Origin of the sequence: Nitratidesulfovibrio termitidis HI1 (assembly GCF_000504305.1) — a bacterium.
Taxonomy (GTDB): domain Bacteria; phylum Desulfobacterota; class Desulfovibrionia; order Desulfovibrionales; family Desulfovibrionaceae; genus Cupidesulfovibrio; species Cupidesulfovibrio termitidis.
Genome location: NZ_KI632512.1, coordinates 1126945 through 1152875, shown reverse-complemented (window position 1 = coordinate 1152875; position 25931 = coordinate 1126945). Strand labels below are relative to the sequence as shown.

General features: G+C 66.7%; 21 protein-coding genes. 17 read left to right on the top strand and 4 right to left on the bottom strand.

Annotation, left to right across the window (positions count from 1 at the left end):
* Positions 1-339 precede the first annotated feature (339 nt).
* The 14 genes from rpmH (at position 340) to DESTE_RS04680 (ending at position 14436) form a co-directional block, all read left to right on the top strand.
* Positions 340-477 carry a 50S ribosomal protein L34 gene (rpmH, locus tag DESTE_RS17500; RefSeq protein ID WP_084559536.1) on the top strand — a complete coding sequence of 46 codons (138 nt, stop codon included), beginning with the start codon at positions 340-342 and terminating at the stop codon, positions 475-477.
* Positions 465-1007, top strand: coding sequence for a ribonuclease P protein component (gene rnpA / locus DESTE_RS17120; RefSeq protein ID WP_051384571.1), 543 nt, complete (start codon positions 465-467; stop codon positions 1005-1007). The genes rpmH and rnpA overlap by 13 nt, the downstream gene beginning before the upstream one ends.
* Positions 1004-1321 (top strand): membrane protein insertion efficiency factor YidD, encoded by a 318-nt coding sequence (gene yidD / locus DESTE_RS17495; protein WP_084559360.1) that lies wholly within the window; start codon positions 1004-1006, stop codon positions 1319-1321. Before rnpA ends, yidD begins: the two co-directional genes overlap by 4 nt.
* Complete coding sequence (yidC, locus tag DESTE_RS04730) at positions 1311-2921, top strand: membrane protein insertase YidC (RefSeq protein ID WP_035065569.1); 1611 nt, start codon at positions 1311-1313, stop codon at positions 2919-2921. The genes yidD and yidC overlap by 11 nt, the downstream gene beginning before the upstream one ends.
* 159 nt (positions 2922-3080) lie before the next feature.
* Entirely contained in the window at positions 3081-4610 is a 1530-nt protein-coding gene (locus DESTE_RS04725; protein WP_035065567.1) for a protein jag, read from the top strand.
* Between the two features lie 377 nt (positions 4611-4987).
* Positions 4988-6490, top strand: coding sequence for a tRNA uridine-5-carboxymethylaminomethyl(34) synthesis GTPase MnmE (gene mnmE / locus DESTE_RS04720; RefSeq protein ID WP_035065565.1), 1503 nt, complete (start codon positions 4988-4990; stop codon positions 6488-6490).
* A 122-nt stretch (positions 6491-6612) separates the two neighbouring features.
* Entirely contained in the window at positions 6613-7425 is an 813-nt protein-coding gene (locus DESTE_RS04715; protein WP_035065562.1) for a 4Fe-4S dicluster domain-containing protein, read from the top strand.
* A 116-nt stretch (positions 7426-7541) separates the two neighbouring features.
* Positions 7542-8987 carry a 4Fe-4S binding protein gene (locus DESTE_RS04710; RefSeq protein WP_084559359.1) on the top strand — a complete coding sequence of 482 codons (1446 nt, stop codon included), beginning with the start codon at positions 7542-7544 and terminating at the stop codon, positions 8985-8987.
* A 226-nt stretch (positions 8988-9213) separates the two neighbouring features.
* The gene (locus tag DESTE_RS04705; RefSeq protein WP_035065558.1) at positions 9214-9819 is read left to right on the top strand and encodes a 3'-5' exonuclease; all 606 of its coding nucleotides are present in this window, start codon (positions 9214-9216) and stop codon (positions 9817-9819) included.
* A 303-nt stretch (positions 9820-10122) separates the two neighbouring features.
* Positions 10123-10815 (top strand): response regulator, encoded by a 693-nt coding sequence (locus DESTE_RS04700; protein ID WP_035065555.1) that lies wholly within the window; start codon positions 10123-10125, stop codon positions 10813-10815.
* A 255-nt stretch (positions 10816-11070) separates the two neighbouring features.
* On the top strand, positions 11071-11838 hold the full coding sequence (gene pstB, locus DESTE_RS04695) for a phosphate ABC transporter ATP-binding protein PstB (protein WP_035065552.1): 768 nt from the start codon (positions 11071-11073) through the stop codon (positions 11836-11838).
* 10 nt (positions 11839-11848) lie between these two features.
* On the top strand, positions 11849-12529 hold the full coding sequence (gene phoU / locus DESTE_RS04690; RefSeq protein ID WP_035065549.1) for a phosphate signaling complex protein PhoU: 681 nt from the start codon (positions 11849-11851) through the stop codon (positions 12527-12529).
* Positions 12530-12692: 163 nt separating this feature from the next.
* Positions 12693-12974: a hypothetical protein gene (locus DESTE_RS04685; RefSeq protein ID WP_035065546.1), complete on the top strand. Its 282-nt coding sequence runs from the start codon at positions 12693-12695 to the stop codon at positions 12972-12974.
* A 136-nt stretch (positions 12975-13110) separates the two neighbouring features.
* Positions 13111-14436, top strand: coding sequence for a 2-phospho-L-lactate transferase CofD family protein (locus tag DESTE_RS04680; RefSeq protein ID WP_035065543.1), 1326 nt, complete (start codon positions 13111-13113; stop codon positions 14434-14436).
* 134 nt (positions 14437-14570) lie between these two features.
* Here the strand turns inward: DESTE_RS04680 and alaS are convergent, their stop codons facing one another.
* Positions 14571-17210, bottom strand: a complete 2640-nt coding sequence (alaS, locus tag DESTE_RS04675; RefSeq protein WP_035065540.1) for an alanine--tRNA ligase — start codon at positions 17208-17210, stop codon at positions 14571-14573.
* A 103-nt stretch (positions 17211-17313) separates the two neighbouring features.
* Positions 17314-18387, bottom strand: a complete 1074-nt coding sequence (gene recA / locus DESTE_RS04670) for a recombinase RecA (protein ID WP_035065537.1) — start codon at positions 18385-18387, stop codon at positions 17314-17316.
* 368 nt (positions 18388-18755) lie between these two features.
* On the opposite strand from recA, the gene DESTE_RS04665 reads away from it, so the two are divergent.
* Both DESTE_RS04665 and DESTE_RS04660 read left to right on the top strand, forming a co-directional pair.
* Entirely contained in the window at positions 18756-19862 is a 1107-nt protein-coding gene (locus DESTE_RS04665; RefSeq protein ID WP_035065534.1) for a tRNA (5-methylaminomethyl-2-thiouridylate)-methyltransferase, read from the top strand.
* 320 nt (positions 19863-20182) lie between these two features.
* Positions 20183-21547 (top strand): sodium-dependent transporter, encoded by a 1365-nt coding sequence (locus DESTE_RS04660; protein ID WP_035065531.1) that lies wholly within the window; start codon positions 20183-20185, stop codon positions 21545-21547.
* A 488-nt stretch (positions 21548-22035) separates the two neighbouring features.
* Here the strand turns inward: DESTE_RS04660 and DESTE_RS04655 are convergent, their stop codons facing one another.
* Together DESTE_RS04655 and DESTE_RS04650 are read right to left on the bottom strand one after the other, a co-directional pair.
* Positions 22036-22500, bottom strand: coding sequence for a thermonuclease family protein (locus tag DESTE_RS04655; RefSeq protein ID WP_245590729.1), 465 nt, complete (start codon positions 22498-22500; stop codon positions 22036-22038).
* A 308-nt stretch (positions 22501-22808) separates the two neighbouring features.
* Positions 22809-23171 carry a molybdenum cofactor biosynthesis protein MoaE gene (locus DESTE_RS04650; protein ID WP_035065525.1) on the bottom strand — a complete coding sequence of 121 codons (363 nt, stop codon included), beginning with the start codon at positions 23169-23171 and terminating at the stop codon, positions 22809-22811.
* Between the two features lie 52 nt (positions 23172-23223).
* Here DESTE_RS04650 and DESTE_RS04645 point away from each other — a divergent pair, with 52 nt between their 5' ends.
* Positions 23224-25848 (top strand): tetratricopeptide repeat protein, encoded by a 2625-nt coding sequence (locus DESTE_RS04645; protein WP_035065522.1) that lies wholly within the window; start codon positions 23224-23226, stop codon positions 25846-25848.
* The last annotated feature ends 83 nt before the right edge of the window (positions 25849-25931 follow it).

Below are 25931 nucleotides of genomic sequence, written 5' to 3'. Positions count from 1 at the left end.
TGGTCCGCCGCGTCGATTTCACTTGAATTCCAAGCCCGAAGGGCCTATGTCTGCGGTGCCGGAGGTGGACCGTGCCCATTCGGCTCCATTCGGTTCCATCGGTTTCATCCGGTGCAGACCGGTGTGGCACGATCCTGTCCCGTCAAGCCTGTCCGGTCCGCTGCGTCTGACCCGGCGTGTCCGGTCAGGCTTGTCCGGTCCGGCGCATCCGGTCCGGCGCATCTGATCCGGCATCCCCAGGCCGCATGCGGCCCCGTGCCCGCAATGGCAGCCCACGCTTGACGCGGGCCTGCATACCGGGTAAACAGGTCCGTTCATATTTTTTGAAGGAGAAATTCCATGTCGAAGAGAACCTACCAGCCCAGCAAGATCCGCCGCAAGCGTACCTGCGGCTTCCGCGTCCGCATGAGCACCGTCAACGGCCGCGCCGTCATTCGTCGTCGTCGTGCCAAGGGGCGCAAGAGATTAGCTCTCTAGTCTTCCCCCGGCGCAACCGGCTTGTCCGCAGGCCCGACTACACGGCCTGCTACGACAAGGGACGCCGTCTCTTTACCAAGCATTTCGTCCTGTTCGTCCTATTCGACCTGGATCGCACGGCCAGCCCGGAAGGGTGGCGCCTGGGGCTGGCCGTTACCAGGAAGACGGGGTCGGCCGTGCGGCGTAACCGCGTCAAGCGGGTGCTGCGCGAGTTTTTCCGGCTCCACCGCGCCTTGATGCCCGATGACGTGGACGTCATCGTGGTGCCCAAGCGCCACCTCAAGCCCGAGCGGGTCACACTCGCCCTCGTCACCCAGGAACTCCTGCCCCTGCTGCCGGAACTTCGCGCCCATGCAGGCGTGAACGACCGCACCGGCGCCCACAGGCCGGAGGCAGCCGTGGCGGATGGTTCCGGACCGGTGCCCTCCGGACCCGAAGCGGCCACGCCGCGCACGGCCCCATCAGGCACCGCCCCCATCGACGAGGTCCGGCCGGGTACGGCCCGCGAGGCGGAAACCGGAGCGCAATGAGCACCTTACCGCGCGAACTGGTCGTGTTGCCCATCCGCTGCTACCAGCGCTTCATCTCGCCTTGTTTTCCGCCCGCCTGCCGGTACGTGCCGACCTGTTCCGCTTATGCCGCCGAGGCCGTGCTGACGCACGGTGTCGTGCGCGGCCTGCTGCTGGCCTGCCGGCGGTTGCTGCGTTGCCATCCGTGGTGCGCAGGCGGGTATGATCCCGTGCCCCCGCCCCGGCATCCCGGTTGCGCCGCCCCCGGCGCTTCCGCCACCGCAACAGCCAGACATGCAACAGCACAGGAGCTGTCGATCTCCCATGGAAAGTAAGCGCGCCATCATCGCCATCGCCTTGAGCTTCGTGGTCCTCGTGGGCTGGAGCTACCTTGCCGATCACATGGGCTGGAACGGTCAGCCCGCTCCCCAGGCCCAGCAGGAACAGGCCGCACCGCAGGCGGCTCCGCAGTCGGCCTCGCAGGCCGCAGCGCCCGCTCCCCGCGCCGAAACCCCCGTCTTTCTTCCGTCCGCCGGGCGCGAGGTGACGGTTACCACGCCGCTGTACAAGGCGGTGCTGCATTCCGGCGGCGGCGTGCTGAAGCATTTCAGCCTTGCCCGCTACCGGACGGCCATCACCCCCGGCGCCCCGTCCGTGGACCTGGTGGACACCGCCGCCACGGTCATGGCGCCCCTGGGCCTGCTGATCAACGGCCAGCCCTCGTGGAGCACCGGCCAGTGGTCCTTCGACGGCGGCGACCTGTCGCTGGCCGCGGGGCAGTCCGGCGTGCTGACCTTCACCGGCGAGGTGGACGGCGTGCGCGTGGTGCGTGAACTGACCTTCAGCGCCGATACCTACCTGATTTCCGAATCGGTGCGCCTGGCCCCCCTGGCCGATGCGCGCACCGTGCGCCTGGGCTTTACCGTGGGCACGGGCAACCTGTCGCCCAACGGCGGCCAGTACGACCACACCCGCGTGGCCTGGCTGCATGACGGTTCGTTCAGCGAAAAGACCAGCGCCTCCGACCTTGAAAAGGGCGTGCAGGAAACCGGCGCCCTGAGCTGGGGCGCGGTGATGAGCAACTACTTCCTGGTGGCGGCGGCCCCGGCCGACACCACCGGCGTGACCATGAAGGGCAAGCTGCAGGAAGGCGTGTACCGCGTGGCCATGGAACGCGGCGACGTGTCCATCCCCGCCGGCGGCGAAACCACCGCCGCGTGCAGCTACTGGATCGGCCCCAAGGAACGCGGCCTGCTGAAGGAAGCGCCCAACCACCTGTCCGAGGCCATCAACCTTGGCTGGTTCAGCATCATCGCCCGCCCGCTGGTCGATCTGCTGGTGTTCTTCGACAGGTACGTGGGCAACTACGGCGTGGCCATCATTCTGCTGACCGTGCTCATCAAGCTGGTGTTCTGGCCGCTTTCGCACAAGAGCTACAAGTCCATGGAGCAGATGAAGCGGCTTCAGCCCATGCTCCAGAAGCTGCGCGAAAAGCATGGCGACGACCGCGAGAAGATGAACGAAGAGATGATGCGCCTGTACAAGACCTACAAGGTCAACCCGGCGGGCGGCTGCCTGCCCATGCTGGTGCAGATTCCCGTCTTCTTCGGCCTGTACCAGGCGCTGCTGAACGCCATCGAACTGCGCCACGCCTCGTTCATCACGCATCTGCCGTTCACCGACATGGTCTGGCTGGCCGACCTTTCGGCCAAGGATCCCTACTACATCACCCCCATCGTCATGGGCGCCACCATGCTGCTGCAGCAGAAGCTGACGCCCGCCCCCGGCGACCCGACCCAGGCCAAGATCATGATGTTCATGCCCGTGGTGTTCACCTTCATGTTCCTGAGCTTCCCCTCGGGCCTCGTGGTGTACTGGCTGTGCAACAACGTGCTGTCCATCGCGCAGCAGTGGTGGATGCTCCGCAAGGCATAGGAAGCCTCTTTCGCCCCTCTCCGTCCGCTCCGTGCGGACGGAGAGGCGGCCCTGCGCCGGGCGCGTGTCCGCACGGCGGGCGCTGGGCCCCGTGATGGGACAACCGTCCGCAAGGCAGCTTCCGCATCGCCCCCCTCCCTCCCACTTCGAGGTGACAGCATGGATGGATACAAGGAGTTTCAGGGGAAAAGCCTCGACGATGCCATTCGCGAGGCCTGCTCCTACTTCGACGCCCCGCGCGAGAAGCTCGAGATAGACATCGTTCAGGATGCCAAGTCCGGCATCTTCGGCATAGTGGGTGCGCGCAAGGCCAAGATTCGCGCGCGCCGCGCCCAGATAGGGCAGATAGGGCAGATAGGCCGTCTGGCGTCGCCTGCACAATCCGCTCGATCGGGGCAGTCTGCTGCTCCCACTCTTGAGTCTGCTGCCGCCAGCGACGCGTCTTCCACCGCGCAACCCCGTGACGAGCGGGGCGCAGCCACCGCAGAAGCGGTGGTGGCGGAAGCTGTCGAATCCCGCTCCACCCGTGCTCCCCGCCCGCGTGAAGATCGTCCGCGTGACGAGCGCCCCCGCCGTGAGCAGGGTGATGCCGCCTTGGTCAAGGCCGAGCCCGTTGTCGGTGCTGATGCCCATGGCGAAGCCGAATCCGGTGACGAGGACGATGAGCGCAGGCCGGATGGCGAACGCAACGGACGCCGCCGCCGACGTGGTGGCCGAGGCCGCCGCGAGCGTGACGGCGAAGCCCGTGGCGACAATGGCGACCGCAGTGATCTTGCTGACAGGGGTGACAGGGGTGACAGGGGTGACAGGGGTGACAGGGGTGACAGGCCCCGCCAGCCTCGCGAAACCGACGGCGAAACCACCGAAGGCGCCGCGTCCGTCGATTCCCGTCCCGGCGGCAGACCAGCACGGGCGCCCCGCATGCCGCAGGCACCGCGTGGACCGCGTCCCGCACGTCAGCCGCAGGATGGCGATGCCTCCGGGCAGACGGAGCAGCAGGAGCGCCGTGGCGGTTCTCGTCGCAATGGTGAGCGGTCGGAACGGGCCGAGCGTTCTGACCGGCCCGAGCGAGCCGAGCGCCCGGCCCGATCGACCAGTCCAGAAAGACTGTCCAGATCGGAGCGGCACCCCCGGCCCGACGCAGGCTTGGACATGTTGGACATGCTGGACGGGGCCGACGAACACGGCGGGGACGGCCTGCCGGAAATCCCGCTGGAACAGCTGGATCGGGAGCAGGTGACCCAGGTGGCCGTTGAGGTCATGGAACGGCTGGTCACCCCGGTCATCGGCGAAGCGGGCTTCACCGTGGAACTGGCCGAAGGCCGCGTCAACGTTTCCGTGGATTGCGGCGAGAATTCCGGGCTGCTCATCGGCCGCGAAGGGCAGACCCTGTCGGCGTTGCAGTACCTGGCCTCGCGCATCGTTTCGCGCAAACTGGGCGCATCGGTGCGGGTGCAGCTGGATTCCGGCGACTACCGGGAACGCCAGGACGACAAGTTGCGCGACATTGCCCTGTATCTGGCCGAAAAGGTGCGCGCCACCGGCAAGCCGCAGTCCACTCGTCCGCTCAGTTCATACCACCGCCGGGTGGTGCACGTGACCCTGCAGGACGATGAAGAGGTGGTTACCCGCAGCAAGGGCGACGGCCCGCTGAAGCGGGTGATCATTATGCGCAAGAAGAAAGGGTAGGGGCTGTCCCCAAATTGTCCTTTCGCCCGTTGGCTTCGTCAAACTTCACCTGCCATAGCTTTGCTGTCCTTATCCGTAAGACTCGCGCTACGCGCTCGCCTAACGGCTAAGGCTCGGTCGAATACGATAAGAGTATACTCCCTCATGGCGGGCTTGTTTTCCTTGCCAACGGACGAAAAACCTAATTTGGAAACAGCCCCTTGGCCGATCGACCCCGGGGCGCGGGCGGAACATCCGCTCGCGGCAGGCGGCGGGAACACATATCGTCGAATCGCGTCGCGGGGGAGGCCCACAGGGTTTCCCCCGTTCGCGTCCGCAGGGGCGCGCGCCCGCCGGATCCATGGGCCGGGCAGGGGCGCAGCGCCGGGGAGCACGCCATGCGGCAGGAAGGCACCATCGCCGCCATCGCCACCCCGCCCGGACACGGGGGGGTGGGCATCATCCGCATCAGCGGGCCGGACAGCCATGCCATTCTGGGGCGGCTGTTCCTGCCCGCTTCGCCGCGTTTTGCCGGGTTCCGCCCCTGGACGCTGCACCGGGGTCGCGCGTGCGACGCCACGGGTGCGCCACTGGACGATGTGCTGGCCGTGGCCATGCCCGGCCCGCGCACCTTCACTGGCGAGGACGTGGCGGAAATCCACTGCCACGGCGGTCCTGCCGTGCTGGCGGCGGTGCTGGAGGCGGCCTGCGCCTGTGGCGCACAGCTTGCCGGGCGGGGCGAATTCACCCGGCGGGCCTTTCTGAACGGACGCATGGACCTGACCCAGGCCGAGGCCGTGGCCGAAATGATCGCCGCGCCCGCACAGGGCGGGCTGCGTCTGGCCCAGGCCCGGTTGCAGGGGCTGCTGGGCGCGCGTGTGGCAGAGTTGCGGGCGCGTCTGCTGGACCTGCGTGCGCAGGTGTGCGTGGCCGTGGATTTTCCGGAGGACGAGGTGGATTGCCTTGCCCCCGATGCCTTCGTGGCCGAATGCGATGGGGTGGCCGCCGGTGTGCGCGGGCTGCTGTCTGCCCACCAGCGGGGCCGCTGCTGGCAGGAAGGCGCGCTGGTGGTGCTGGCGGGGCACGTCAACGCAGGCAAGTCCAGCCTGATGAATGCGCTGTTGGGACGCCGCCGGGCCATCGTCACCGACATGCCCGGCACCACGCGTGATTTCATCGAGGAACCGGTCCAACTGGCCGGGCTGCCGGTGCGCCTGGTGGACACGGCAGGCCTGCGCGACACCGGCGACATCGTGGAGCAGGAAGGCGTGCGCATCAGCCGCGACCTGGTGGCCCAGGCGGACCTGGTCCTGCTGGTGGTGGACGCCGCCACCGGGATGGGCCATGCCGAACGTGAACTGCTGCGCCACGTGCGCGACCAGCGGCTGGACACCGCCCATCTACCCGCGCCCGTTGGCTCCGGCCAGCCTGTTGCGTGTTCCGTCGCCCCGGCAGGCCGGGTGCTGGTGGTGCTGAACAAGAGCGATCTTGCCGGTGAGGCCCGTGAGGCTGGTAAGGCCGGAGCAGCCTTCCCGTGCCCGCAAGAGGTGGATGGCTGCCCCTGCGTGGCCGTTTCCGCCCTGCGCGGAGAAGGCGTGGACGAACTGGCCGCCGCCGCGCGGGCCATGGTGCTGGCGGGCCTTGGCGCATCTGATGCGATGGGTGGCGGCGGCGAGCCGGAATCCGGCGACCTTGCCCCCAACCTGCGTCAGGCCCAGGTGCTGCGCCGTGCGCTGGACGAACTGGATGCCCTGATGGCGGACGTCCGCGCCGGGGTGCCGTACGACCTGTGCTCGGTGCGGCTGGACGGCGCATGCGCGGTGCTGTCGGAAATCACCGGCGAGACCACCCCCGCTGAGGTGCTGGAACACATCTTTTCTTCGTTCTGCATCGGGAAGTAGTGGTATCCGTCCTGTCGGAATCATAGAGTAGCAGACGAGCCATCACACTGTGACCTGCGTCACTGACCGGAACCCGCCGCCGTGCCATGGTGCACGCATGGCGGACACGCCACAGGAGTAACATGTCCGATCGCGCTCCCTCTCCCTTCATCGTCAACGGTTGCCGTGGTACGACCGTTGCCTCCTCTCGCGGGGGCACCTGCCGCTTTTCCCTGCCCGTGCCGGAAGGCTTTCTGGCCAGGCTGGAACGGGTGGTGGCCGAAAGCGGCTGGCCGGACTTCCTGCGCGACGTGGTGCGCGGTCCCATCCTGCACCACCATGCCTTCCGGGTGGCGGTGTCCGCGTGTCCCAACGGCTGTTCGCGCCCGCACATCGCGGACGTGGGCATCATCCGGGCCTGGACGCCGGGCCGCGCCTCCGATGCCTGTACCCGCTGCGGGCTGTGCGAGCGGCTGTGCCCTGACCATGCCATGACCTTGGGAGCGGGGGAAGACGACGGGCCGTGCCTGCACCCCGAAAACTGTCTTTCCTGCGGGTTGTGCATCAAGCGCTGCCCGGAAAAGGCCCTGCCCGTGGCCCGCGAGGGCTGGCGGGTGGTGGTGGGTGGCCGCCTTGGCCGCCGCCCCCGGCTGGCAACGGAACTGGACGGGCTGGATGAAGTGCCCGGGGCTTCCGGCTTTCCCGGTCAGTCGCACCTGCTGGACGACGACGGCGTGGTGCGCGCCCTGCGCAACGCGCTGGCGTGGTACATGCGCGAATACCGGCTGCACCTGCGTTTCGGCGACCTGGTGGCCTCCGACCCCGCTACGGCGGCGCGTCTGGCGGGCACACTGCCGGGGCCGGTGCGCACCCCTGAAAAGATGCCCCCCATGCGCTTCGATGCCCCGGACCCGGATACCGGCGATGGGGAGGGCGGGGCGGGCGAAACCCCGTAACTTTTCCTTTCACCCCCATGGCCAGCGAACATTCCGATTCCCGCCGCCCGCATGTGGTTCAGGTCCCGTCGAATGGCGGGGCCGGGATCGGAGCGCCCGTTGAGGGTAACTTGGCCATGCAACCGCCTTCCGACGATTCTTCCCGGCCCGCATTGCCGTGTCCGTCCCCGGATGATGGGGCGGGCTGCGATGCGGGCCGTGCCGCATTGTGGTCCGTGACCGTGCCCTGCCTGCTGGCCTTTGCCCTGCTGGCCGCCCACGCGATACGCTCCGGCGACTGGGGCATGGCGTCGGCCTGGGGCGTTCTGGCGGGGCTGGCCTGCACCCGTCAGGCCTGGGCGCGTCTGGTGATGTGCGCCGCGCTGTTCGCCGGGGGGCTGTTCTGGGTGTCCGTGGGCGTGGAACTGGTGCGCTTTCGCATGGCCTTCGGCATGGACTGGTTGCGCCTTGCGGGCATCATGGCGGCGGTCACCGCACTGACCATGGCCGCATGGTGGCGGCTGGCGGGCGAGGCAGGGCGGGTGCGCCATCATTTGGGCACGGACACCGCGTGGCCCCGGGCCATGGCCTTTCTGCTGGCCGCCGGGCTGCTGTGGCTGGCCCGCTGGCGCGCGTCCTCCATCGTCTTGCTGCTGTCCGACCGCTTCCTGCCCGGCTCCGGGCCGTTCCAGATAGCCCTCGCCGGGGTGTACGCCGCGTGGGTGGCCGGGTTGCTGCTGGACCCCGTGCGGGCGCGCAAGGCCCGTCCGCGCCTGTGGGCGCTGTTTTCCGCCGTGTTCTTCGGCCAGTTGGCCCTGGGCCTGCTGGGGGCGCACCGCCTGCTGATGACCGGGGCGTTGCATCTGCCCGTGCCCGCGCTGATCCTGGCCGGGCCGCTGTACCGGGGCGAGGGCGTGTTCATGCTGGTGCTGTTCGGCGTTTCGGTGCTGCTGCTGGGCCCGGCGTGGTGCAGCCACCTGTGCTACATCGGCGCGTGGGACGATGCCTGCTCGCGCCTGCGCGGCGGAGCCACGAAGAAGGACCGCAAAGGCGGGAAGCCTCGCAAGAACGGGCGACCTGCTCTCCTTCCGCGTTGGGCTGTGGCGCTGCGCTGGTGCCTGGCCGCCGGGGTGTTCACCTCGGCCTTCGCCATGGGCCGGGCCGGGGTGCCGGTGGGCGTTGCCGCCACCGCTGCAGGGCTGTTCGGACTGGCCGGTATGGCCGTGATGGCGGGGCTGAGCACGCGTCGGGGCATGATGGTGCATTGCACCGCCTTCTGCCCCATGGGCGTCGTGGGCAACCTGCTGGGGCGCATCGCGCCGTGGCGGCTGCGCGTGGGGCCGGGCTGCACCCGCTGTGGGGCATGTCTTGCCGTCTGCCGCTACAACGCGCTGGACGCGCGTGCACTGGATATCGGGCGGCCCGCCCTGTCCTGCACTCTGTGCCGTGATTGCATCGGCGTGTGCCGCCACGGGGCCATGCAGCTGACCCTGCCGGGGGTGGCCCCGGCGACGGCGTGGCGCATCTTTGCCGTGCTGGCCGCCGCGCTGCACGCGGTATTCCTTAACGTGGCCCGGATGTAGCGGCGCGCCGTGTCAGCGGCCCGCACGGCCCACGGGACAACGGGCGCGGCGGTGTTCCCCTCCGGGCGGGCGAGCCGCCTCTTCACCAGGGGTTTACGTAATCCGGCCCATCATGTATGAATGCCGCCGCCGGAGCCACCGCGCGCTTCGTGCCTTTTCAGCATCCCGCGCCGCCGGTCCGTCGTATCTCCGGCTCCGTGGACCGCGCCTTCACGAGTGCCACCTGATGAAGAAGATTCCCGAACGGTATCGGCGTAAGATCAGCAAGGACGAGATCAACGAGCTGCCCCTCGAGCGGTATGCGGGTGAAATCCGCATTGTCCGCAGCGAGGAGGAACTCGCTGATGCCGTCGACCGTCTGCGTGACGAGGATGTGCTGGGCTTCGACACCGAAACCCGCCCCACCTTCCGCAAGGGCAAGGTCAACCTGCCGTCGCTGGTGCAGCTTGCCTGCAGCGACGTGGTCTACCTGTTCCAGCTCAACTGGCTGCCCTTTGGCGAGGCGCTGGCCTCCGTGCTGTCCGACGCGGACATCGTCAAGACCGGCGTGGCCGTGCGCGACGACATCCGCGACCTGCAAAAGCTGTTCGCCTTCAACGACGCGGGAGTGGTGGACCTGGGCGAGGTGGCGCGCGACCTGGGCCTTGAAACGCACGGCCTGCGCAACCTTGCCGCCAACTTTCTGGAAGTGCGCATCTCCAAGGGCGCCCAGTGCTCCAACTGGAGCAACCGCGAACTGGCCCCCCAGCAGGTGCTGTACGCCGCCACCGATGCCTGGGTCAGCCGCGAGATCCACCTGCGCATGCGCAGGCTGGGGCTCATCGACCGCTAGCCGCCAGGCTGACGCGGGTCAGTCTGTCAGACCATTTACTCCCGTCGTACTCTTCGCGCGCTCCCATGCAGGTCATGGTGGCGCGCGTTTCGTTTTTTTCGTCTTTTCTCCAATCCGCCGCCATTGTCACACTGTCGTCACCAACATGCGTCATGCGTGATTGCGCCACGGCGGCATGCCCCGGTAATTCCTGTCGCCTTGGCAGTGCCGGGGAAAAATGTCACATCCTTGTAACGGGGCAACCACGCATCCGTCACCGGCAACGCACATCTTCTCGGGCAGGAAAGCGCCAAGGAGTACCACATGACGAAAGAGCGCATTCTGGTGGTGGAAGACGACGAGGACATCCTGCAGTTGCTGACCTTCACCTTCGAATCCGCCGGGTTCGAGGTGCGCACGGCCACCACGGGACGCGAAGGCCTGGACATAGCGCTGCGACAAAAGCCCGCGCTGGTCCTGCTGGACCTGATGCTGCCCGGCATGAGCGGCCTTGACGTGTGCCGCGAACTGAAGCGCCTGCCGGAAACGGAAGACGTGCCGGTGATCATGCTCACCGCGCGCGGCGAGGAAGTGGACCGCATCGTGGGGCTGGAACTGGGTGCCGACGACTACGTGGTGAAGCCCTTCAGCCCGCGCGAACTGGTGCTGCGCATCCGTGCCGTGCTCAAGCGCGCGCAGGGCGTGGCCGAAAACCCCCAGCGCTCGCAGTGGCAGATCGACGGGCTTGCCCTGGACCTTGACGCGCACCGTGTGGAAGTGGACGGCGAGGAAGCCGCCCTGACCGCCACCGAATTCCGCCTGTTGGCGGAACTGGTGCGCAACCGGGGCCGTGTGCGCACCCGCGACCAGTTGCTGAACACCGTGTGGGGCTACGAGTTCGAGGGGTACGCCCGCACGGTGGACACCCACGTGCGCAGGCTGCGCCAGAAGATCGGCGGCTACGCGGCCATGATCGAAACCATCCGGGGCGTGGGATACCGCTTCAAGGAACAGTAGCCCCGATTCCGGACCCCGGAATTGCGGGCGCGGCCATGAATCCCATGGCGGTCATGCAGGGCACGCCCTTCACGCACCGCTGAAGAACGGTATCGCCAGGTTCACCGGAGCGGCGGATTCTCCATGCCGGCAGAGCCCCCGTATCGACAGATTTTTCGGACGCGCACGCCGCCCCGTATGGCGGCATGGTCCCTTTTCGTCCAACGCCCCAATGCCCCCAACGCGCGGCGCGCCACGCGCCGCCGGGAACGAGACATGCCAGACAGCAAGAACGTGAAGATGCACGCGGCGTCGCTGAATTTCTACTACGGCGACTTTCAGGCGCTGCACGACATCAACCTGGAATTCGAACGCAACCAGGTCACCGCGCTCATCGGGCCTTCGGGCTGCGGCAAGAGCACCTTCCTGCGGTGTCTGAACCGCATGAACGACCTCATCCCCATCTCGCGCGTGGATGGCGAGATATGCCTTGACGGCATGAACATCCACGACGCCCGGCTGGACGTGGTGGAACTGCGTCGCCGCGTGGGCATGGTGTTCCAGAAGCCGAACCCCTTCCCCAAGTCGATTTTCGAGAACGTGGCCTACGGGCTGCGCGTCAACGGGGTGCGCGACAAGGAATACATCGCCGAAAAGGTGGAGCAAAGCCTGCGCCACGCAGCCCTGTGGGACGAGGTGAAGGACCGCCTGCACGAATCCGGGCTGGGCCTTTCCGGTGGCCAGCAGCAGCGCCTGTGCATCGCGCGGGCCCTGGCCGTGGAACCCGAGGTGCTGCTGATGGACGAACCCGCTTCGGCGCTGGATCCCATCGCCACCCAGAAGATCGAGGAACTCATCCACATCCTGAAGAAGGACTACACCATCATCATCGTGACCCACAGCATGCAGCAGGCGGCCCGCGTTTCCGACCTGACGGCCTTCTTCTACATGGGAAAGCTGGTGGAGTGGGGCGCGACGGAAATGATGTTCACCCGGCCGCGCAACAAGCAGACAGAAGACTATATTACCGGCCGGTTCGGGTAGGGAGAGTTCTGTGGAAACGCATTTTCACCAGCAATTGCAGAAGCTTCGCCTGAAGGTGCTCGAGATGGCCGCGCATTCGCAGGCGGCCATAGAAACCGCCGTGCGCGCCTTGCAAAACCGCGATGCCGATGCCGCGCGCTCGGTCATCTCGGGCGACAAGCTGATCAACACCATAGAGTGCGAGATCGACGAGCTCAGCTTCCGGCTGCTGGCGCTGGACCAGCCCATGGCCGTGGACCTGCGCATCATCGTGGCCATCATGCGGGCCAGCATGTACCTGGAACGGGTGGGCGACGAGGCCGTGAACATCGCCGAGGCGGCCATGTTCCTGGCCTCCAGGCCGCCGTTGCCGGAAATGCCCAGCCTGAACGAACTGGGCACCCACGCCGTGGACATGTTCCGCAAGGCGGTGATGTCCTTCCGTGAAAGCGACGCCGGGCTGGCCCGCGAACTGCGCGTTCTGGACAAGCGCTGCAACCAGCTGGACGTGCAGGTGCTGCGCGAACTGATGGACTACATGAGCCGCGAAAGCCCCGCCGTGGAGCGCGCGGTGCATACCATCCTTGTCTCGCGCAGCCTGGAACGGGTGGGCGACCTGTCCACCAACGTGGGCGAGACGGTGATGTTCATCGTCGAAGGGTTGAACATCAAGCACAGCTTCCAGATCAATTCCGGCGGCGCGTGCAGCTAGCGCGCTGCGCCGTCTTGCATCGACATGGCGGGGCTGCCCAGGGGCGGCCCCGCTTTGCATTCACGGGCTGCTGCGGTATGCTGCACGCCCGCCGTCCGCCCGTGTGCCCGGCGTTCATGTCCATTTTTGCGCCGCATCGCTGCGCGCCAACCCCGGAGACCCGATGACCCAATACGGCAAGCGTACCGTGCAGTTTCCCGTAACCCCGGAAGAAGCCCCCGACCTGGTGCGTCGCATCGGCGAGCAGATGGCCAGCGGCGTGATCACCCTGGACGGGCGTTCCATAGATATCGACGGCTACGAGAGCATCGGCATTTCGCTGAAGCGCACCGGCGACAAGCTGCGCGCCCGCGTGAAGGTGAAGTTCCCCAAGCGACCCGGCGAGATGGGTGACGCGGGTGACGCTGTCGGCGATGCCGATGACAGTGACGGGGATGACGATTAGCCGTCCCATGGCATCTGCGGGCCAGGCCGAACCGGTCACTGGTGTGTGCCAAGGCGACACAGTCGCCGGGCCTGGCCCCTCGGCGCGTGCGGCCGCTGGGGGTACCCCTGCGGCGCATGGCGCCGCAGATGCCCGTATGACCGGCGATGCCGCGCATGGGCCGCGCATGGTCTTCTTTACCGGGGGCACGGCGCTGAAGTCGCTCAGCCATGCCCTGACGGGGCGGACGCACAATTCCGTGCATCTGGTCACCCCTTTCGATTCCGGCGGCAGCACGGCCGTGCTGCGGCGCTACATCCGCATGCCCGCCGTGGGCGACCTGCGCAACCGCCTGCTGGCCCTGGCCGACCCCGGCGTGGCCACGCCGCCGCTGGTGGCCCTGTGCGACCTGCGCCTGTCCGACGCCGGGGAATACGATACCCTGATGCAGCGGCTGTATGCGCTGGCCTCCGAGCGCGATCCTGCCTGGCGCGGCATCGACCCGCTGGTGGCCGATGTGCTGCGCCTGCACCTGCGTTGGTTTCTGGAATTCGCGCCGCCCGGCTTCGACCCGCACGGGGCGTGCCTGGGCAACCTGCTGCTGGCGGGCGGCTACCTGCGCCACGGCGGCGGGCTGGGGCCGGTGCTGCACCTGTTCACGCGCCTGTTGCGGGTGCGGGGCACGGTGGTCCCCATCGTGGACGACGACCTGCATCTGGCGGCGGAGTTGGCCGACGGCAGCGTGCTGCTGGGGCAGCACCGCATCACCGGCAAGGGCGTGCCCGGCATCACTGCCCCGGTGCGCCGCCTGTTCCTGACGCGCACTCGCCCTGATGGTGGTGACGTTGCTGGTGCTGGCGCTGTTGGCAATGTTGGCAATGTTGGCGATGACGGCAATGACGGCAATGACAGCGGGGCCTGCGGGGCCGGTAAGGGCGCACGCGACCGTGCCTGCGCGGGAGCTTCCGTTCCCCCCGTCGAGGCGCGCGTGCCCGTATCCGGCGTGGCCGCCCGGCACATCGCGGAAGCGGACCTGATCTGCTTCCCCATGGGCAGCTTTTACACCAGCGTGCTGGCCAACCTGTTGCCCGAAGGGGTAGGCCGCGCCGTGGCTGCGGCCCCGTGCCCCAAGGTGTACGTGCCCAACAGCGGCATCGATCCGGAACAGATTGGCCTGTCCGTGGCCGACTGCGCCGCCGCCCTGCTGGCTGCGTTGCGGCGCGACGTGGGCACTGAAATTCCCGCTGCCCGCCTGCTGAACACAGTGGTGGTGGATACCCGCAACGGGGTATACCCCGGCGGCATCGACCACGAAGGGCTGCACGCGCAGGGAGTGGATGTGCTGGATGCGCCTGTGGTGCGCGCTCTGCCCGGCGGCGGGGCGCAATCCGTCAAGGTGGCGGGACGGCACGACGCCGACGCGGTGGCTGACCTGCTGATGGGGTTGGCGCGTCCGCGTGAACAGGGCAAACAGGGCGGTTAGGGTAAATGGGCAGGCAGGGCGGATAGATCATTTCGGGCGTCTGGCTCGCAAATTTTCCGATGGATGAACGAATACGCCCCCGTGTGCCATGCACGCGGGGGCGTCGTGTTTCGTAGCAGCGAATGCAGGGATGGTTAGCCTGCGATGGTCTTGCGCAGGATATCAAAGGCCTCGTCGATGCCCGCCGGGTTGGTGCCGCCGGCCTGGGCCATGTCGGGTCGCCCGCCGCCGGAGCCGCCCACGGCGGTCGCCACGGCCTTGATCAGGGCCGGGGCGGTGAAGCGGTCGTGCAGGTCCTTGGAAACGGCCACGATCAGGCTCACCTTGTCGCCGTCAGGGGCGGCCAGGCAGGCGATGCCCGAAGGGAGCTTGGAGCGCACGTCGTCCATCAGGTCGCGCAGGGCCTTCACGTTGGGCACTTCCACCTTGGCGGCCAGCACCTTCACGCCGTTGATCTCGGCCAGTTCGTCCATGATGTTGCGGCCCTGGCCGGACGTGGCCTGGGAACTGGCTTTCTCCAGATCCTTGCGCAGGCTCTTCACGTCCTTCTGCAGGGCCTCCACGCGGGGCACGATCTCGCCGGAGCGGACCTTCAGCAGCCCGGACAACTGGCCCAGTTCGGCACGCTGGTCCATGACCATGCGCAGGGCGTTCCAGCCGGTGATGGCCTCGATACGGCGCACCCCGGCGGCCACGCCGCCTTCGGACAGGATAAGGAACAGCCCGGCCTGGCCGGTGGCGCGCAGGTGCGTGCCGCCGCACAGCTCCACCGATTCGTCGGCAATGGCCACCACGCGCACCTCGTCGCCGTACTTTTCGCCAAACAGGGCCATGGCCCCGCGGGTCAGGGCGGCGTCGTAGGCCATGTGGTCGGTTTCCAGCGGCAGGTCGGCCAGGATAACCCGGTTCACCTCGCGCTCCACGGCGGCGATTTCTTCCGGCGTCATGGCGGCGATGTGGGTGAAGTCGAAGCGCAGGCGGTCGGGGGCCACCAGCGATCCGGCCTGCTTCACGTGGTCGCCCAGCACGCGGCGCAGGGCGGCGTGCAGCAGGTGGGTGCAGGTGTGGTTGCGGGCAGAGGCCACGCGCTCGTCCTCTTCAACCTGCAACTGCACTTCCTGGTCGGGCAGGATTTCACCGTCCACTGTTTCGATCTGGTGCACGGTAAGTTCGGGCGAGGGCTTCAGGGTGTCCAGCACGCGGGCCTTGCCGGAAGGCGAGGTGATGGCCCCAAGGTCGCCCGTCTGGCCGCCCGAGGCGCCGTAGAACGGGGTGCGGGTGGCCACAAGGTAGCCCTTGGCGCCCTTGGGCAGCCCTTCGCTGGGCAGGCCGGAGGCATCCAGCAGGGCCACCACGCGGCTGTCGCCCGAAAGGTGGTCGTAGCCGATGAATTCCGAGCGCAGGCCTTCTTCGAGCAGGGCGTGGAAACGCGAGGCGATGTCCGATTCGCCCGACCCCTTCCAGGCGGCCTTGGCGCGTTCCTTCTGCTCGGCCATCAGGGTGCGGAAGCCGTCCTCGTCCACCGTGAAGCCGCGCTTTTCCGCGATGTCGTTCACGATGTCGAGCGGGAAGCCGTAGGTGTCGTACAGCTTGAAGGCCACGTCGCCCGCCACGCGGGTGCTGCCCGCGCCGCGCAGGCTTTCCAGTTCCTCTTCCAGCAGGGCCAGGCCCTTGTCCAGGGTGCGGTTGAAGCGTTCTTCTTCCTCGCGCACCACGCGGGCCATGAAATCGGCATTGCCGCGCAGTTCGGGGTAGTCGTCGCCCATCACCTCGACCACCTTCATGGCGGTCTTGTGCAGGAAGGTGCCGGTCTGTCCGATGAGCCGCCCGAAGCGGTAGGCACGGCGGATCAGGCGGCGCAGCACGTAGCCGCGCCCCTCGTTGGAGGGCAGGATGCCGTCGGTGATCATGAAGGCCATGGAACGGCTGTGGTCGGCGATGACGCGCAGGGCGGTGTCCGTCTCGTCGTTGGCGCGGTAGGACACCCCGGCGATGCCGCAGGTGTACTGGATGATGGCCTGGAACAGGTCGGTGTCGAAGTTCGAGTACACGCCCTGGCATACGGCGGCGATGCGCTCCAGCCCCATGCCCGTGTCGATGGAGGGCTTGGGGAGGTTGGAACGGGTGCCGTCGGCGGCCTGGTCGTACTGCATGAACACCAGGTTCCAGATTTCCAGATAGCGGTCACAGTCGCACTTGCCGATGCCGCAGTTCGGCCCGCAGGTCATGTGCTCGCCCTGGTCGATGAGGATTTCCGAGCACGGGCCGCAGGGGCCGGTATCGCCCATGGACCAGAAGTTGTCCTTCTCTCCCATGCGGTAGATGCGTTCCGCCGGGATGTCGGTGTGCGCCAGCCACAGGTCGTGCGCCTCGTCGTCGTCGCGGAACACGGTGGCGTACAGGCGTTCCTTGGGCAGCTTCAGGTCTTCGGTCAGAAACTTCCAGGCGAACTTGATGGCGTCTTCCTTGAAGTAGTCGCCGAACGAGAAGTTGCCCAGCATTTCGAAAAAGGTGTGGTGGCGCGCGGTGCGGCCCACGTTTTCAAGGTCGTTGTGCTTGCCGCCCACGCGCAGGCACTTCTGCGAGGTGGTGGCCCGCACGTAGCCGCGTTTTTCCTGCCCCAGGAATGTTTTCTTGAACTGCACCATCCCCGCGTTGGTGAACAGCAGCGAGGGGTCGTCCTTGGGCACGAGGGAAGAAGAGCGCACGATCTCGTGGCCCTGCGACTGGAAGAATTCAAGGAACCGGCGCCGGATTTCGTTGGCGGTTATCACTGGGTGTCTCCTGTGCGGATCGTATGGCGTCGCAGGCGCGGCGCGCCGCGCGCGTCACCGTGCCCGCAGGGCGGGGCTGGGGGCGGCGCGGCGCACGGTGCGGCTAGAATTCGTCGTCGTCCATGGCCCCGGCGTTGTCGTCCGGGTCCACGACCTTGGTGGGCATCATGCCCAGATGTTCGATGAGCTTGGCTTCCACGTTCAGGCGCAGGGCCTCGTTTTCTTCCAGCAGGGCGCGGACGTTTTCCTTGCCCTGGCCGAGGCGCTCGGACCCGAAAGCGAACCACGAGCCGCTCTTTTCGATGATGCCGACGTCCGAGCCAAGGTCGATGAGCTCGCCGGTGCGCGAAATGCCCGTGCCGTACAGGATGTCGAACAGCGCCTCGCGGAAGGGCGGGGCCACCTTGTTCTTCACCACCTTGACGCGGGTGCGCGACCCGTAGACTTCTTCCTTGTCCTTCAGGGTCTGGATCTTGCGGATGTCCATGCGGATCGAGCTGTAGAACTTCAGCGCGTTGCCGCCGGTGGTGGTTTCCGGGTTGCCGTAGCCCATGGTGCCGATCTTCATGCGGATCTGGTTGATGAAGATGACGGCGGTGCGCGACTTGTGGATGGTGCCGGTAAGCTTGCGCAGGGCGTGCGACATCAGGCGGGCCTGGCCGCCCACCTGCATTTCGCCCATCACGCCTTCCAGTTCCGCCTGCGGAATCAGCGCGGCCACCGAGTCGATGACCACGATGTCCACGGCGCTGGAGCGCACCAGCATGTCGGCGATGTCCAGTGCCTGTTCGCCGAAGTCGGGCTGGGAGATCAGCAGTTCGTCGGTCTTCACGCCAAGACGGCGGGCGTAGTTGGTGTCCAGCGCGTGTTCGGCGTCGATGAAGGCGGCGGTGCCGCCCAGCTTCTGGCATTCGGCGATGATGTGCAGGGCCAGCGTGGTCTTGCCCGAAGATTCCGGGCCGTAGATTTCCGACACGCGGCCGCGCGGAATGCCGCCCACCCCAAGGGCCAGGTCCAGCCCGATGGAGCCGGTGGGAATCACCGGAATGTTCACGTGGGCGTTGTCGGACAATTTCATGACCGAGCCCTGGCCGTACTTGCGCTCGATGGTGCTGAGAGCCGTCGAGAGGGCCTCGCGGCGCATCTCTTCCGGCGTCAGCGCGGGTTTCTTCGCCATGTATGTCTCCGGGGTGGGATGATTGCGGGCTTGGGGCGCTCCGGCGGGTCCGGAAACCTGACGGGCAGGTCCGGCCAAGTCAGGGCGCCTGAGGGCTTCACGGGGAATATCAGAAGGCGCGGCGGCGGGCAACGCCGGGTGCGCTGCTCCGGACGGGCCGGTTCTGGGGCGGACTGGGGGGCAGCGCGTGGCGGGAACAGGACAGCGCAAGATGGCACGGGCCGGATCGTCAGGAAACGGGCCGGATCGGCAGGAAACGGACCGGGCATGGCGGCAGACAGAAAAGGGCGCGCCCGGTACGCCACGCGCGACCGGTGTTCGTTCCGCGCCCCTTGCCAACGGTCCCCCCGCGCCGTATGTCACCCCCCATGGAACGCAAACGCTATGACGCCGTGGCCCTGCTGTCCGGCGGTCTCGACTCTATTCTGGCGGTGAAGGTCATCGAGGAGCAGGGGCTTGCGGTCAAGTGCCTGCACTTCGTTTCTCCGTTTTTCGGCAAGCCCGGCAAGGTGAAGCACTGGGAGGCCATATACGGCCTCGACATCACCGCCGTGGATCTGGGCGAGGACTTTGCCGCGCTGCTGCGCGAACGCCCGGTGCATGGCTTCGGCAAGGTGCTGAACCCCTGCGTGGACTGCAAGATCATCATGATTTCCCGCGCGCGGGAAATGATGGAGCGCTACGGCGCCTCGTTCATCATCACCGGCGAGGTGCTGGGGCAGCGCCCCATGTCGCAGCGGCGCGACACCCTGAACGTCATCCGGCGCGATGCCGGGGTGAAGGAACTGCTGCTGCGTCCCCTGTGCGCCCAGAAGCTGGACCCCACCCCCGCCGAGGAGTCCGGCCTGGTGGACCGCAGCCGCCTGCACGCCATTTTCGGGCGCGGGCGCAAGGAACAGATGGCCCTGGCCGCAAAGTACGGCCTGACGGAAATTCCCACGCCCGCCGGGGGCTGCAAGCTGGCGGAACGCGAAAACGCCCGCCGCTACTGGCCGGTGCTGGTGCATTCGCCGCATGCAGCCGCAGCGGAATTCAAGCTGGCCAACATCGGGCGGCAGTACTGGGCCGGGCCGCACTGGCTGTCCATAGGTCGCCATCAGGCCGACAACGATGCCTTGGTGCGCTTCGCCTTTCCGGCGGACCTGCACTTCAAGGTGGCGGGCTTTCCCGGTCCCTTGGCCATCGGGCGGCAGTTCGACGGCAGGGTATGGGATGCGGACGTGGTGCGCGATGCCGCCGCCTTCGTGGCCTCTTTTTCGCCGAAGGCGGTGCGCGAGGGCACGCCCGTTACCGTGCGCGTGGCCGGACCGGACGGCATGACCGAGGTGACGGTAACCCCCGCGCGGTCCACTCTGCTGGGCTGGGGCGAACTGAACTGGCCGGGTGTGCGCGAGGAAATCCGCGCCGATGCCCGCGCCCGCGCGCTGCCCGTGCCCGAGGGCAACGACGACGGCCCCGACGGCCAGTCGGAGTAGGGAGTTCGATAGGGTACCCGCGGTGTACCACCCCCGGCCTGTCCTTTCGGATCGGCCCCGCTGACCTGCCCCATATCCATTCCGTGCGTGGTACCAGAAAGTACGACCAATAATGTTCCCTTCACAGGTGGCACTTGCGCATGCGAGTGCCGCTTCTTTTTGGTATGGTCTGCCATTTCGCACCGTTGCGCGTTGCTGCCGGATTGCGGGGTGCTTCCGACGTCGTCGTGTGGCACAAATCCCTTGATAAAGAAGGGGGATGGGTCTAATGAGGGGTGCCCGGATCGCCCGGAGCCCCACATTTCAAGGAAACAGTGCACATGGCGAAACAGATCACCACCGCCCGCGACGGCTTCGCAACGCGCCTCGGCGTGCTAGCGGCCACCCTCGGCTCGGCCGTGGGTCTCGGCAACATCTGGAAATTTCCGGCCCTCACCGGGCAGAACGGCGGCGCGTCGTTCCTGCTGGTGTACGTGCTGGCCACCCTGCTGGTCGGCCTGCCGGTGATGATATCCGAAATCATGCTTGGCCGCCGCGCCCGGGCCAACGCGGTGGGCACCTTCCGCCAGCTTGCCCCCAAGGGCCAGCCCTGGCATCTGGTGGGCCTTTCGGGCGTTGTGGCCGCGTTCCTGATCATGGGCTTCTACACCGATGTGGCCGGGTGGGTGTTCGCCTACATCTTCAAGGCCCTGTCCGGCGAAATCGCCACCACCGACCCCGCCGTGGCCGCCAAGGCCTTCGAAGGGCTGGTGAGCAACCCGGTGCAGTCGCTGCTGTGGCAGTGGGGCGTGCTGGTGCTGATCAGCGTCATCATCATCGCCGGTGTGGCGCAGGGCATCGAACGTACCACCAAGGTGCTCATGCCCGTGCTGCTTCTGCTGCTGGTGGCGGTGTGCGCGCGCAGCCTTACCCTGCCCAAGGCGGGCGAGGGCCTGGCCTTCCTGTTCACCCCCGACTTCAGCAAGATCACCCCCAGCGTCATCCTGATGGCCCTGGGCCTGGCCTTCTTCAAGCTGTCCATCGGCATGGGCACCATGACCACCTACGGCAGCTACTTCCGCAATGACCAGGACATTCCGCTGACGGCCACCCGCGTCATGCTGTGCGACCTGACCATCTCCATCCTTGCGGGCATGGCCGTGTTCCCCGCCGTGTTCAACTTCGGCTTCGAGCCCAGCGCCGGGCCCAGCCTGTTGTTCATGACCATCCCCGCCGTGTTCACCTCGCTGCCGGGCGGCCAGGTGTTCATGGTCATCTTCTTCTGCCTGACCGCCATCGCCGCCACCGGCGCCATGCTTTCGCTGCTGGAAGTGCCCGTGGCCTGGCTGGCAGAATCGTTCGGCATGCCGCGCAAGCGCGCCACCATCGTCACCTCGGTGACGCTGGCCATCATCGGCATTCCGGCCACGCTGTCCATGTCCACCATGGCCAACGTGAAGATCTTCGGCATGACCGTGTTCGACCTGTACGACTTCATGTCGTCCAACGTACTGCTGCCCGTGGGCGGCATCTTCATCTGCCTGTTCGCGGGCTGGGTATGGGGCGCGGCCAACGTGAAGACGGAACTGTCCAACCGTGGGCAACTGCTCAACGGACCCATCATCGCCGCGTTCCTGACCGTGGTGCGCTGGGTGAGCCCCATTCTTGTGCTGCTGGTGCTGCTTAAGGGCCTCAAGGTCTTTTAGGGACTGCTTCTAAATTGGCCTTTTGCCCGTTGGCTTCGTCAAACTTCGCCTGCCATGTCGGTCGAATACGATAAGAGCGCGATGCGGTCGCCATCCGTAATGCTCGAAGACTCGCATAACGGCTGCCGCATACTCCCTCATGGCAGGCTCGTTTTCCTTGCCAACGAACAAAAAACCTAATTTATAAGCAGCCCCTGGCGCGCGTTGTCTTTCCGTTTCCGGCTGCGTCAGACTGCGCCCGCCACTCCGGTTACATACGCCGGAGTATGCGCCCTGCGTGGCGGGCTTGTCTTCCTTGCCGGAAAACGGAAATACTGCCGCGCGCAGATGCAGGTGCGCCTCTCCTTTGTCTGCCTGCCGAAAGGTACACACACAAGGGCCCCGCTTCGGCGGGGCCTTTTGCGTTGACGGGGCCGGGGGATTGGGAAGCAGGAGAAGAGGAGGAAGGTAAAAGATGGATGGAAAAAGGAGCAGGTCAGCCCCGCACCTCACCACTCCTTGCGGCCACCTTCGTAAGGCTTGGCCAGCCCGCGTTCGATGAGAGCGGAGGCGATGTCGCCGCCGTCGGCTTCCACGTCGGCAAGCAGGCGAAAGTACTTGTCGCGGCGCAGGTTGCGCAGGGTCACCGTGCTGCCGGGCGCGGCCATGCGCAGGGTCAGTTCGCGGGCGCGGCGCGAAAGTTCGCGCAGTTCGGCGCGCGGATCGCGTTTTTCAGGGGTGTCGCACCCGGCGATGCGTACGCTGATGGCCCGGCCCGCCACGGGCGGGTAGCCGGGAATGTCCACTACCAATGTGTCGCCGTCGGGCACGCGCAGCACTACGGCCCGCGCATCGCCGAATGTTTCCCCGGCCCGGCAGGCAAAGCCGCCCGTGTCCGCCAGCAGCGGCGGAAACAGCAGGGGCAGGGCCAGAAGCCCTGCGCGGAGCATGCGGGCGAGGAGTATGCGACGCATGCATATATAAAAATCGATATACAGAAAAAGTGCAAGAGTGTCGCGCGGTACGGGATGGGGTGACGGACCGGAGTGAGCAGTGCGCCGTGCTCATGAACTTCGGGCTGTGCGCACCATGCAGCGTCATTCCGCACGCGGCGAAACCCCGTGAAACCCGGCATCCGTTGCCGCCGCAATCGCGCTGTCGCCCGAATGGCGCGAAAAGGAATGGAACTTGCTGTACTTTTGGCGGAAGGAGAAAAAAATGCCCCGGCGGCACGGCCACCGGGGCGGAACGGAATGCGGCAGGGGCCTTGCGGCCCGTGACGTCAGCCGAAGATTTCTTCCTTGGTCACCGCCTCGGACTTGATGCGGTCCAGCAGTTCGGCAAACACGGCCTTGACGTTTTCGCGGATGTCGCCCGCCACCACCAGGAACAGCACGTCGTCGCCGGGGGCCAGTTCGCCCTCCAAGGCGTCGGCCAGGATGCGGAAGATGCCCGGACGCGCCGACAGCTCGCGGCATATTTCATTGATGCGTTCGCGGTCGGGGGTTACCCTGATGGCGACCACGTTGCCCTTGTCCTTGCGCGACCAGCCGCGCACCACGCCGTTGTGCACCAGCACCATGCCGACATTGTCGGCGAAGCCCGGTTCCTTTTTCAGGTCCGCGAGGGCCTTGGTAACGTCCATTCGTCACTCCGTATCAGGGTTGTTCCCTGGTTAGCCGTATCCAGAGGTCCGGATGCCCCAGTTGCAATCGTTGCTGCGCCGCCTGCCGGAGTTCCGCGAATCGCGCATGAGCGCCGCGGGCCTTGCCCTGTGGCTGAACTGGCAGGGCGACATCAATCCCGCCGTGCCGCAGACCCTGCAGGACTACGGCGGCATGACCATTGCCGCCGAGCGGGACCAGTCGCTGTGGTTCTTCTTTTCGGCGGACGTGTTCCTGGCGCTGGCGCGGCTGGAAATATGGGGCAAGTTCAACCCGCTGCCCGTGGCGGGCCAGGTGCTGCCCGCCCGCCTGCTGCTGGGCATGAAGCGCGAGATTTCCCTGTCGCTGGACAACGTGCTGACCACGCAGGAACTTATCGCCCCGCAGGAATTCCAGGTATGGGTGCACCCCCGCGCCCGCGAGATGGGCACCGGCGTTCCCGGTCTGACCTTCGAGAAAGCGGCGGCCCTGCGCGGCATGGTGCCCGCCGAATGGACCATGCTGCGGGCCGACTCGCGTCTGCCGTACCAGTCAACCACCGGATGGTACTCGGTGCTGCGCCCCCTGGGCAACCCCCTGGACAAGGGATTTCAGGCGGGCTGGCGCTCCATGTTCGGCGAGATCGAGGAAATCCTCAAGCGCCACAAGTTCAAGTACATCCTGCACGAGTCCTTTCTCATCTTTCCGCTGGAAAACCTGCGCCTGTACCGGCAGTGGTGCCGCGACCTGCTGCAACGCGTGCGCGAGGTGAAGGAACAGCGCCCCGACAGTTACTGGCCGTGCGTCAGCGCCATCGTGGACCGCAAGGGGCTGAACTTCAACAATGAACTGCCCCGCAAGGTCGCCCTGGACTGGGACCAGCTGGTGCCGGACTACCCGCACACCAGCTTCCGCAACGCCTACCTGCTGGGCGAAGGCTTCACCATCCACGAGGTGCGCTTTTCGGTCGAGCACAGCAGCATGGACGACTGGTGCAACGTGGGGCTTGCCGATGACGGGCAGGAAGCGGGCGCGCTGCCGGTGGTGGTTTCCACCCGGGCGGTGGCGGGCAACAACCCGTGCTGCTTCTACTGCGGCATGCGCAACCACGAGGCCACGGCCTGTCCCAGCCGCAAGCTGGAGACGCTGACTCCCAGCGTGTGGCGTGACGTGGCGCTGCTGGACTTCGAGACCCTGAACCAGGGCTTCCAGATCATCGACGCGCAACTGGCCGGTGACATCGGCGAAGGGGTTGCCGTGCTGCTGGCCTCGGAAGGGGCCGAAGGCATCATGACCCGCGCCATGTTCGATATCGGCAGCGCGGCGCAGCACCGCATGGTGCGTCGCATGTGGCTGGCGCGGGGCAAGGAATACCCGAAGGGCCTCGACGAGATGGCCCCCAAGGACGACAACCCCGTGTGGGGCGTGCTGGAGTCCATCCGTCACGGCGAGCCGGTGGCGCTGGAGCGCGAACTGGCGCAGATTCAGATCAAGAACCCGCGCGACTACCGCAACCGCACCATGCAGGGCTACGTGGCCCTGGAACGCGGCGACTACCTGCGCGCCGCCTCGCTGTGGAAGGAGGCGGAAACCCTGGCCCCCACGGCGTTGCAGCAGGGCTGGCACATCTTTCTCCAGGCCCGCCTGCACGAGGTGCAGGGCAAGTACCAGCCCGCCACCCAGCTGTACCGGCAGGTGGTGCGGCTGTGCCCGCAGTGGGCCGACGCCGAGTATCGGCAGGCGGTGTGCCATGTGAAGATGGGCTTCGTGGAACAGGCCACCGCCCAGTTGCTGACCCTGATCGCCCAGGATCCCAACGTGTTCAACCGCGTGCTGTTGGACCCGGAACTGGAGCGCGGGCACCTGCACCTGCTTACGGCGCTGCACGTGCCGTGGAGCGAGGCAGAGAACCGCGTGGAGGAAGAAAAGCAGGGGCTGGGGCGCCTGCGGGCGGAACTGGGCACCTGGTTCAGCGAGGAACACCCCTTTGCCGTGCAGACCGACGTGCGCGTGACCAATCTGGTGCGCATGGCCGAGATTCGCAACTTCGTGCCGTTCCAGACGGTGATCAACGGGCGCTCGCAACTGGAAAAGGACATGCAGTTGCGCATCGGGCGCGAGGCCAAGGACCTGAAGACACGGTTCAACGGGTTCATGTCCCGGCTGATGCACATCCGCGATGAGGCCGCTTGGTTCCCATTTCCGCGCATCCTTGTGGAATTCAACAAAAATTTCAACCTGTGCGCCGCCAGCCTTAACTGGGCGCTGAAGACCAACCTGCAGGTGGCGGAAACCTTCAAGCGCGCCCATGCCGTGGCCGAAGCCGAAGCGGAACGGCTGAAGGATCTGGAATCGCACCTGAAGTTCCTGCGGATGGTGCGCGATTCCACGCTGTTCATGCTGCTGTTCTGGCGCAGCTTTTTATGGATGGAGATCATCGGGCTGCTGCTGATCCTGGTGGCGGCGCCGCTTGCCCTGTTCTATGGCGAACGCGCCGGGGCCACGTGGGCCTCTGGCCTCATCAGCACCCAGAAATGGCAGTTGCAGAAGGGGCTCATTCTCATCCTGTCCGTGGTGGCCCTGGCCCTTGCCGCGTTGCGCACCACCGTTGTCTTCGAAAAGAAGAAGGACAAGCTGTTCAGCGAGGCCCGCGAAAAGCGCAAGAAGAAAAAGAAGTAGAGCGTCGTGGTGATCTGACCCGCCGCGCCCGAGGGCGTGGGCACTACACGACGATTCGGAATATGAGGAAGCGCCCGCGCGAC

What these genes read in the sequence shown, in the direction of transcription:
- rpmH (WP_084559536.1), top strand. Translation starts at nt 340, where the DNA reads ATGTCGAAGAGAACCTACCAGCCCAGCAAGATCCGCCGCAAGCGTACC.
- yidD (WP_084559360.1), top strand. Translation starts at nt 1,004, where the DNA reads ATGAGCACCTTACCGCGCGAACTGGTCGTGTTGCCCATCCGCTGCTAC.
- yidC (WP_035065569.1), top strand. Translation starts at nt 1,311, where the DNA reads ATGGAAAGTAAGCGCGCCATCATCGCCATCGCCTTGAGCTTCGTGGTC.
- DESTE_RS04725 (WP_035065567.1), top strand. Translation starts at nt 3,081, where the DNA reads ATGGATGGATACAAGGAGTTTCAGGGGAAAAGCCTCGACGATGCCATT.
- mnmE (WP_035065565.1), top strand. Translation starts at nt 4,988, where the DNA reads ATGCGGCAGGAAGGCACCATCGCCGCCATCGCCACCCCGCCCGGACAC.
- DESTE_RS04715 (WP_035065562.1), top strand. Translation starts at nt 6,613, where the DNA reads ATGTCCGATCGCGCTCCCTCTCCCTTCATCGTCAACGGTTGCCGTGGT.
- DESTE_RS04710 (WP_084559359.1), top strand. Translation starts at nt 7,542, where the DNA reads ATGCAACCGCCTTCCGACGATTCTTCCCGGCCCGCATTGCCGTGTCCG.
- DESTE_RS04705 (WP_035065558.1), top strand. Translation starts at nt 9,214, where the DNA reads ATGAAGAAGATTCCCGAACGGTATCGGCGTAAGATCAGCAAGGACGAG.
- DESTE_RS04700 (WP_035065555.1), top strand. Translation starts at nt 10,123, where the DNA reads ATGACGAAAGAGCGCATTCTGGTGGTGGAAGACGACGAGGACATCCTG.
- pstB (WP_035065552.1), top strand. Translation starts at nt 11,071, where the DNA reads ATGCCAGACAGCAAGAACGTGAAGATGCACGCGGCGTCGCTGAATTTC.
- DESTE_RS04685 (WP_035065546.1), top strand. Translation starts at nt 12,693, where the DNA reads ATGACCCAATACGGCAAGCGTACCGTGCAGTTTCCCGTAACCCCGGAA.
- DESTE_RS04680 (WP_035065543.1), top strand. Translation starts at nt 13,111, where the DNA reads ATGACCGGCGATGCCGCGCATGGGCCGCGCATGGTCTTCTTTACCGGG.
- recA (WP_035065537.1), bottom strand. Translation starts at nt 18,387, where the DNA reads ATGGCGAAGAAACCCGCGCTGACGCCGGAAGAGATGCGCCGCGAGGCC.
- DESTE_RS04665 (WP_035065534.1), top strand. Translation starts at nt 18,756, where the DNA reads ATGGAACGCAAACGCTATGACGCCGTGGCCCTGCTGTCCGGCGGTCTC.
- DESTE_RS04660 (WP_035065531.1), top strand. Translation starts at nt 20,183, where the DNA reads ATGGCGAAACAGATCACCACCGCCCGCGACGGCTTCGCAACGCGCCTC.
- DESTE_RS04655 (WP_245590729.1), bottom strand. Translation starts at nt 22,500, where the DNA reads ATGCGTCGCATACTCCTCGCCCGCATGCTCCGCGCAGGGCTTCTGGCC.
- DESTE_RS04650 (WP_035065525.1), bottom strand. Translation starts at nt 23,171, where the DNA reads ATGGACGTTACCAAGGCCCTCGCGGACCTGAAAAAGGAACCGGGCTTC.
- DESTE_RS04645 (WP_035065522.1), top strand. Translation starts at nt 23,224, where the DNA reads ATGCCCCAGTTGCAATCGTTGCTGCGCCGCCTGCCGGAGTTCCGCGAA.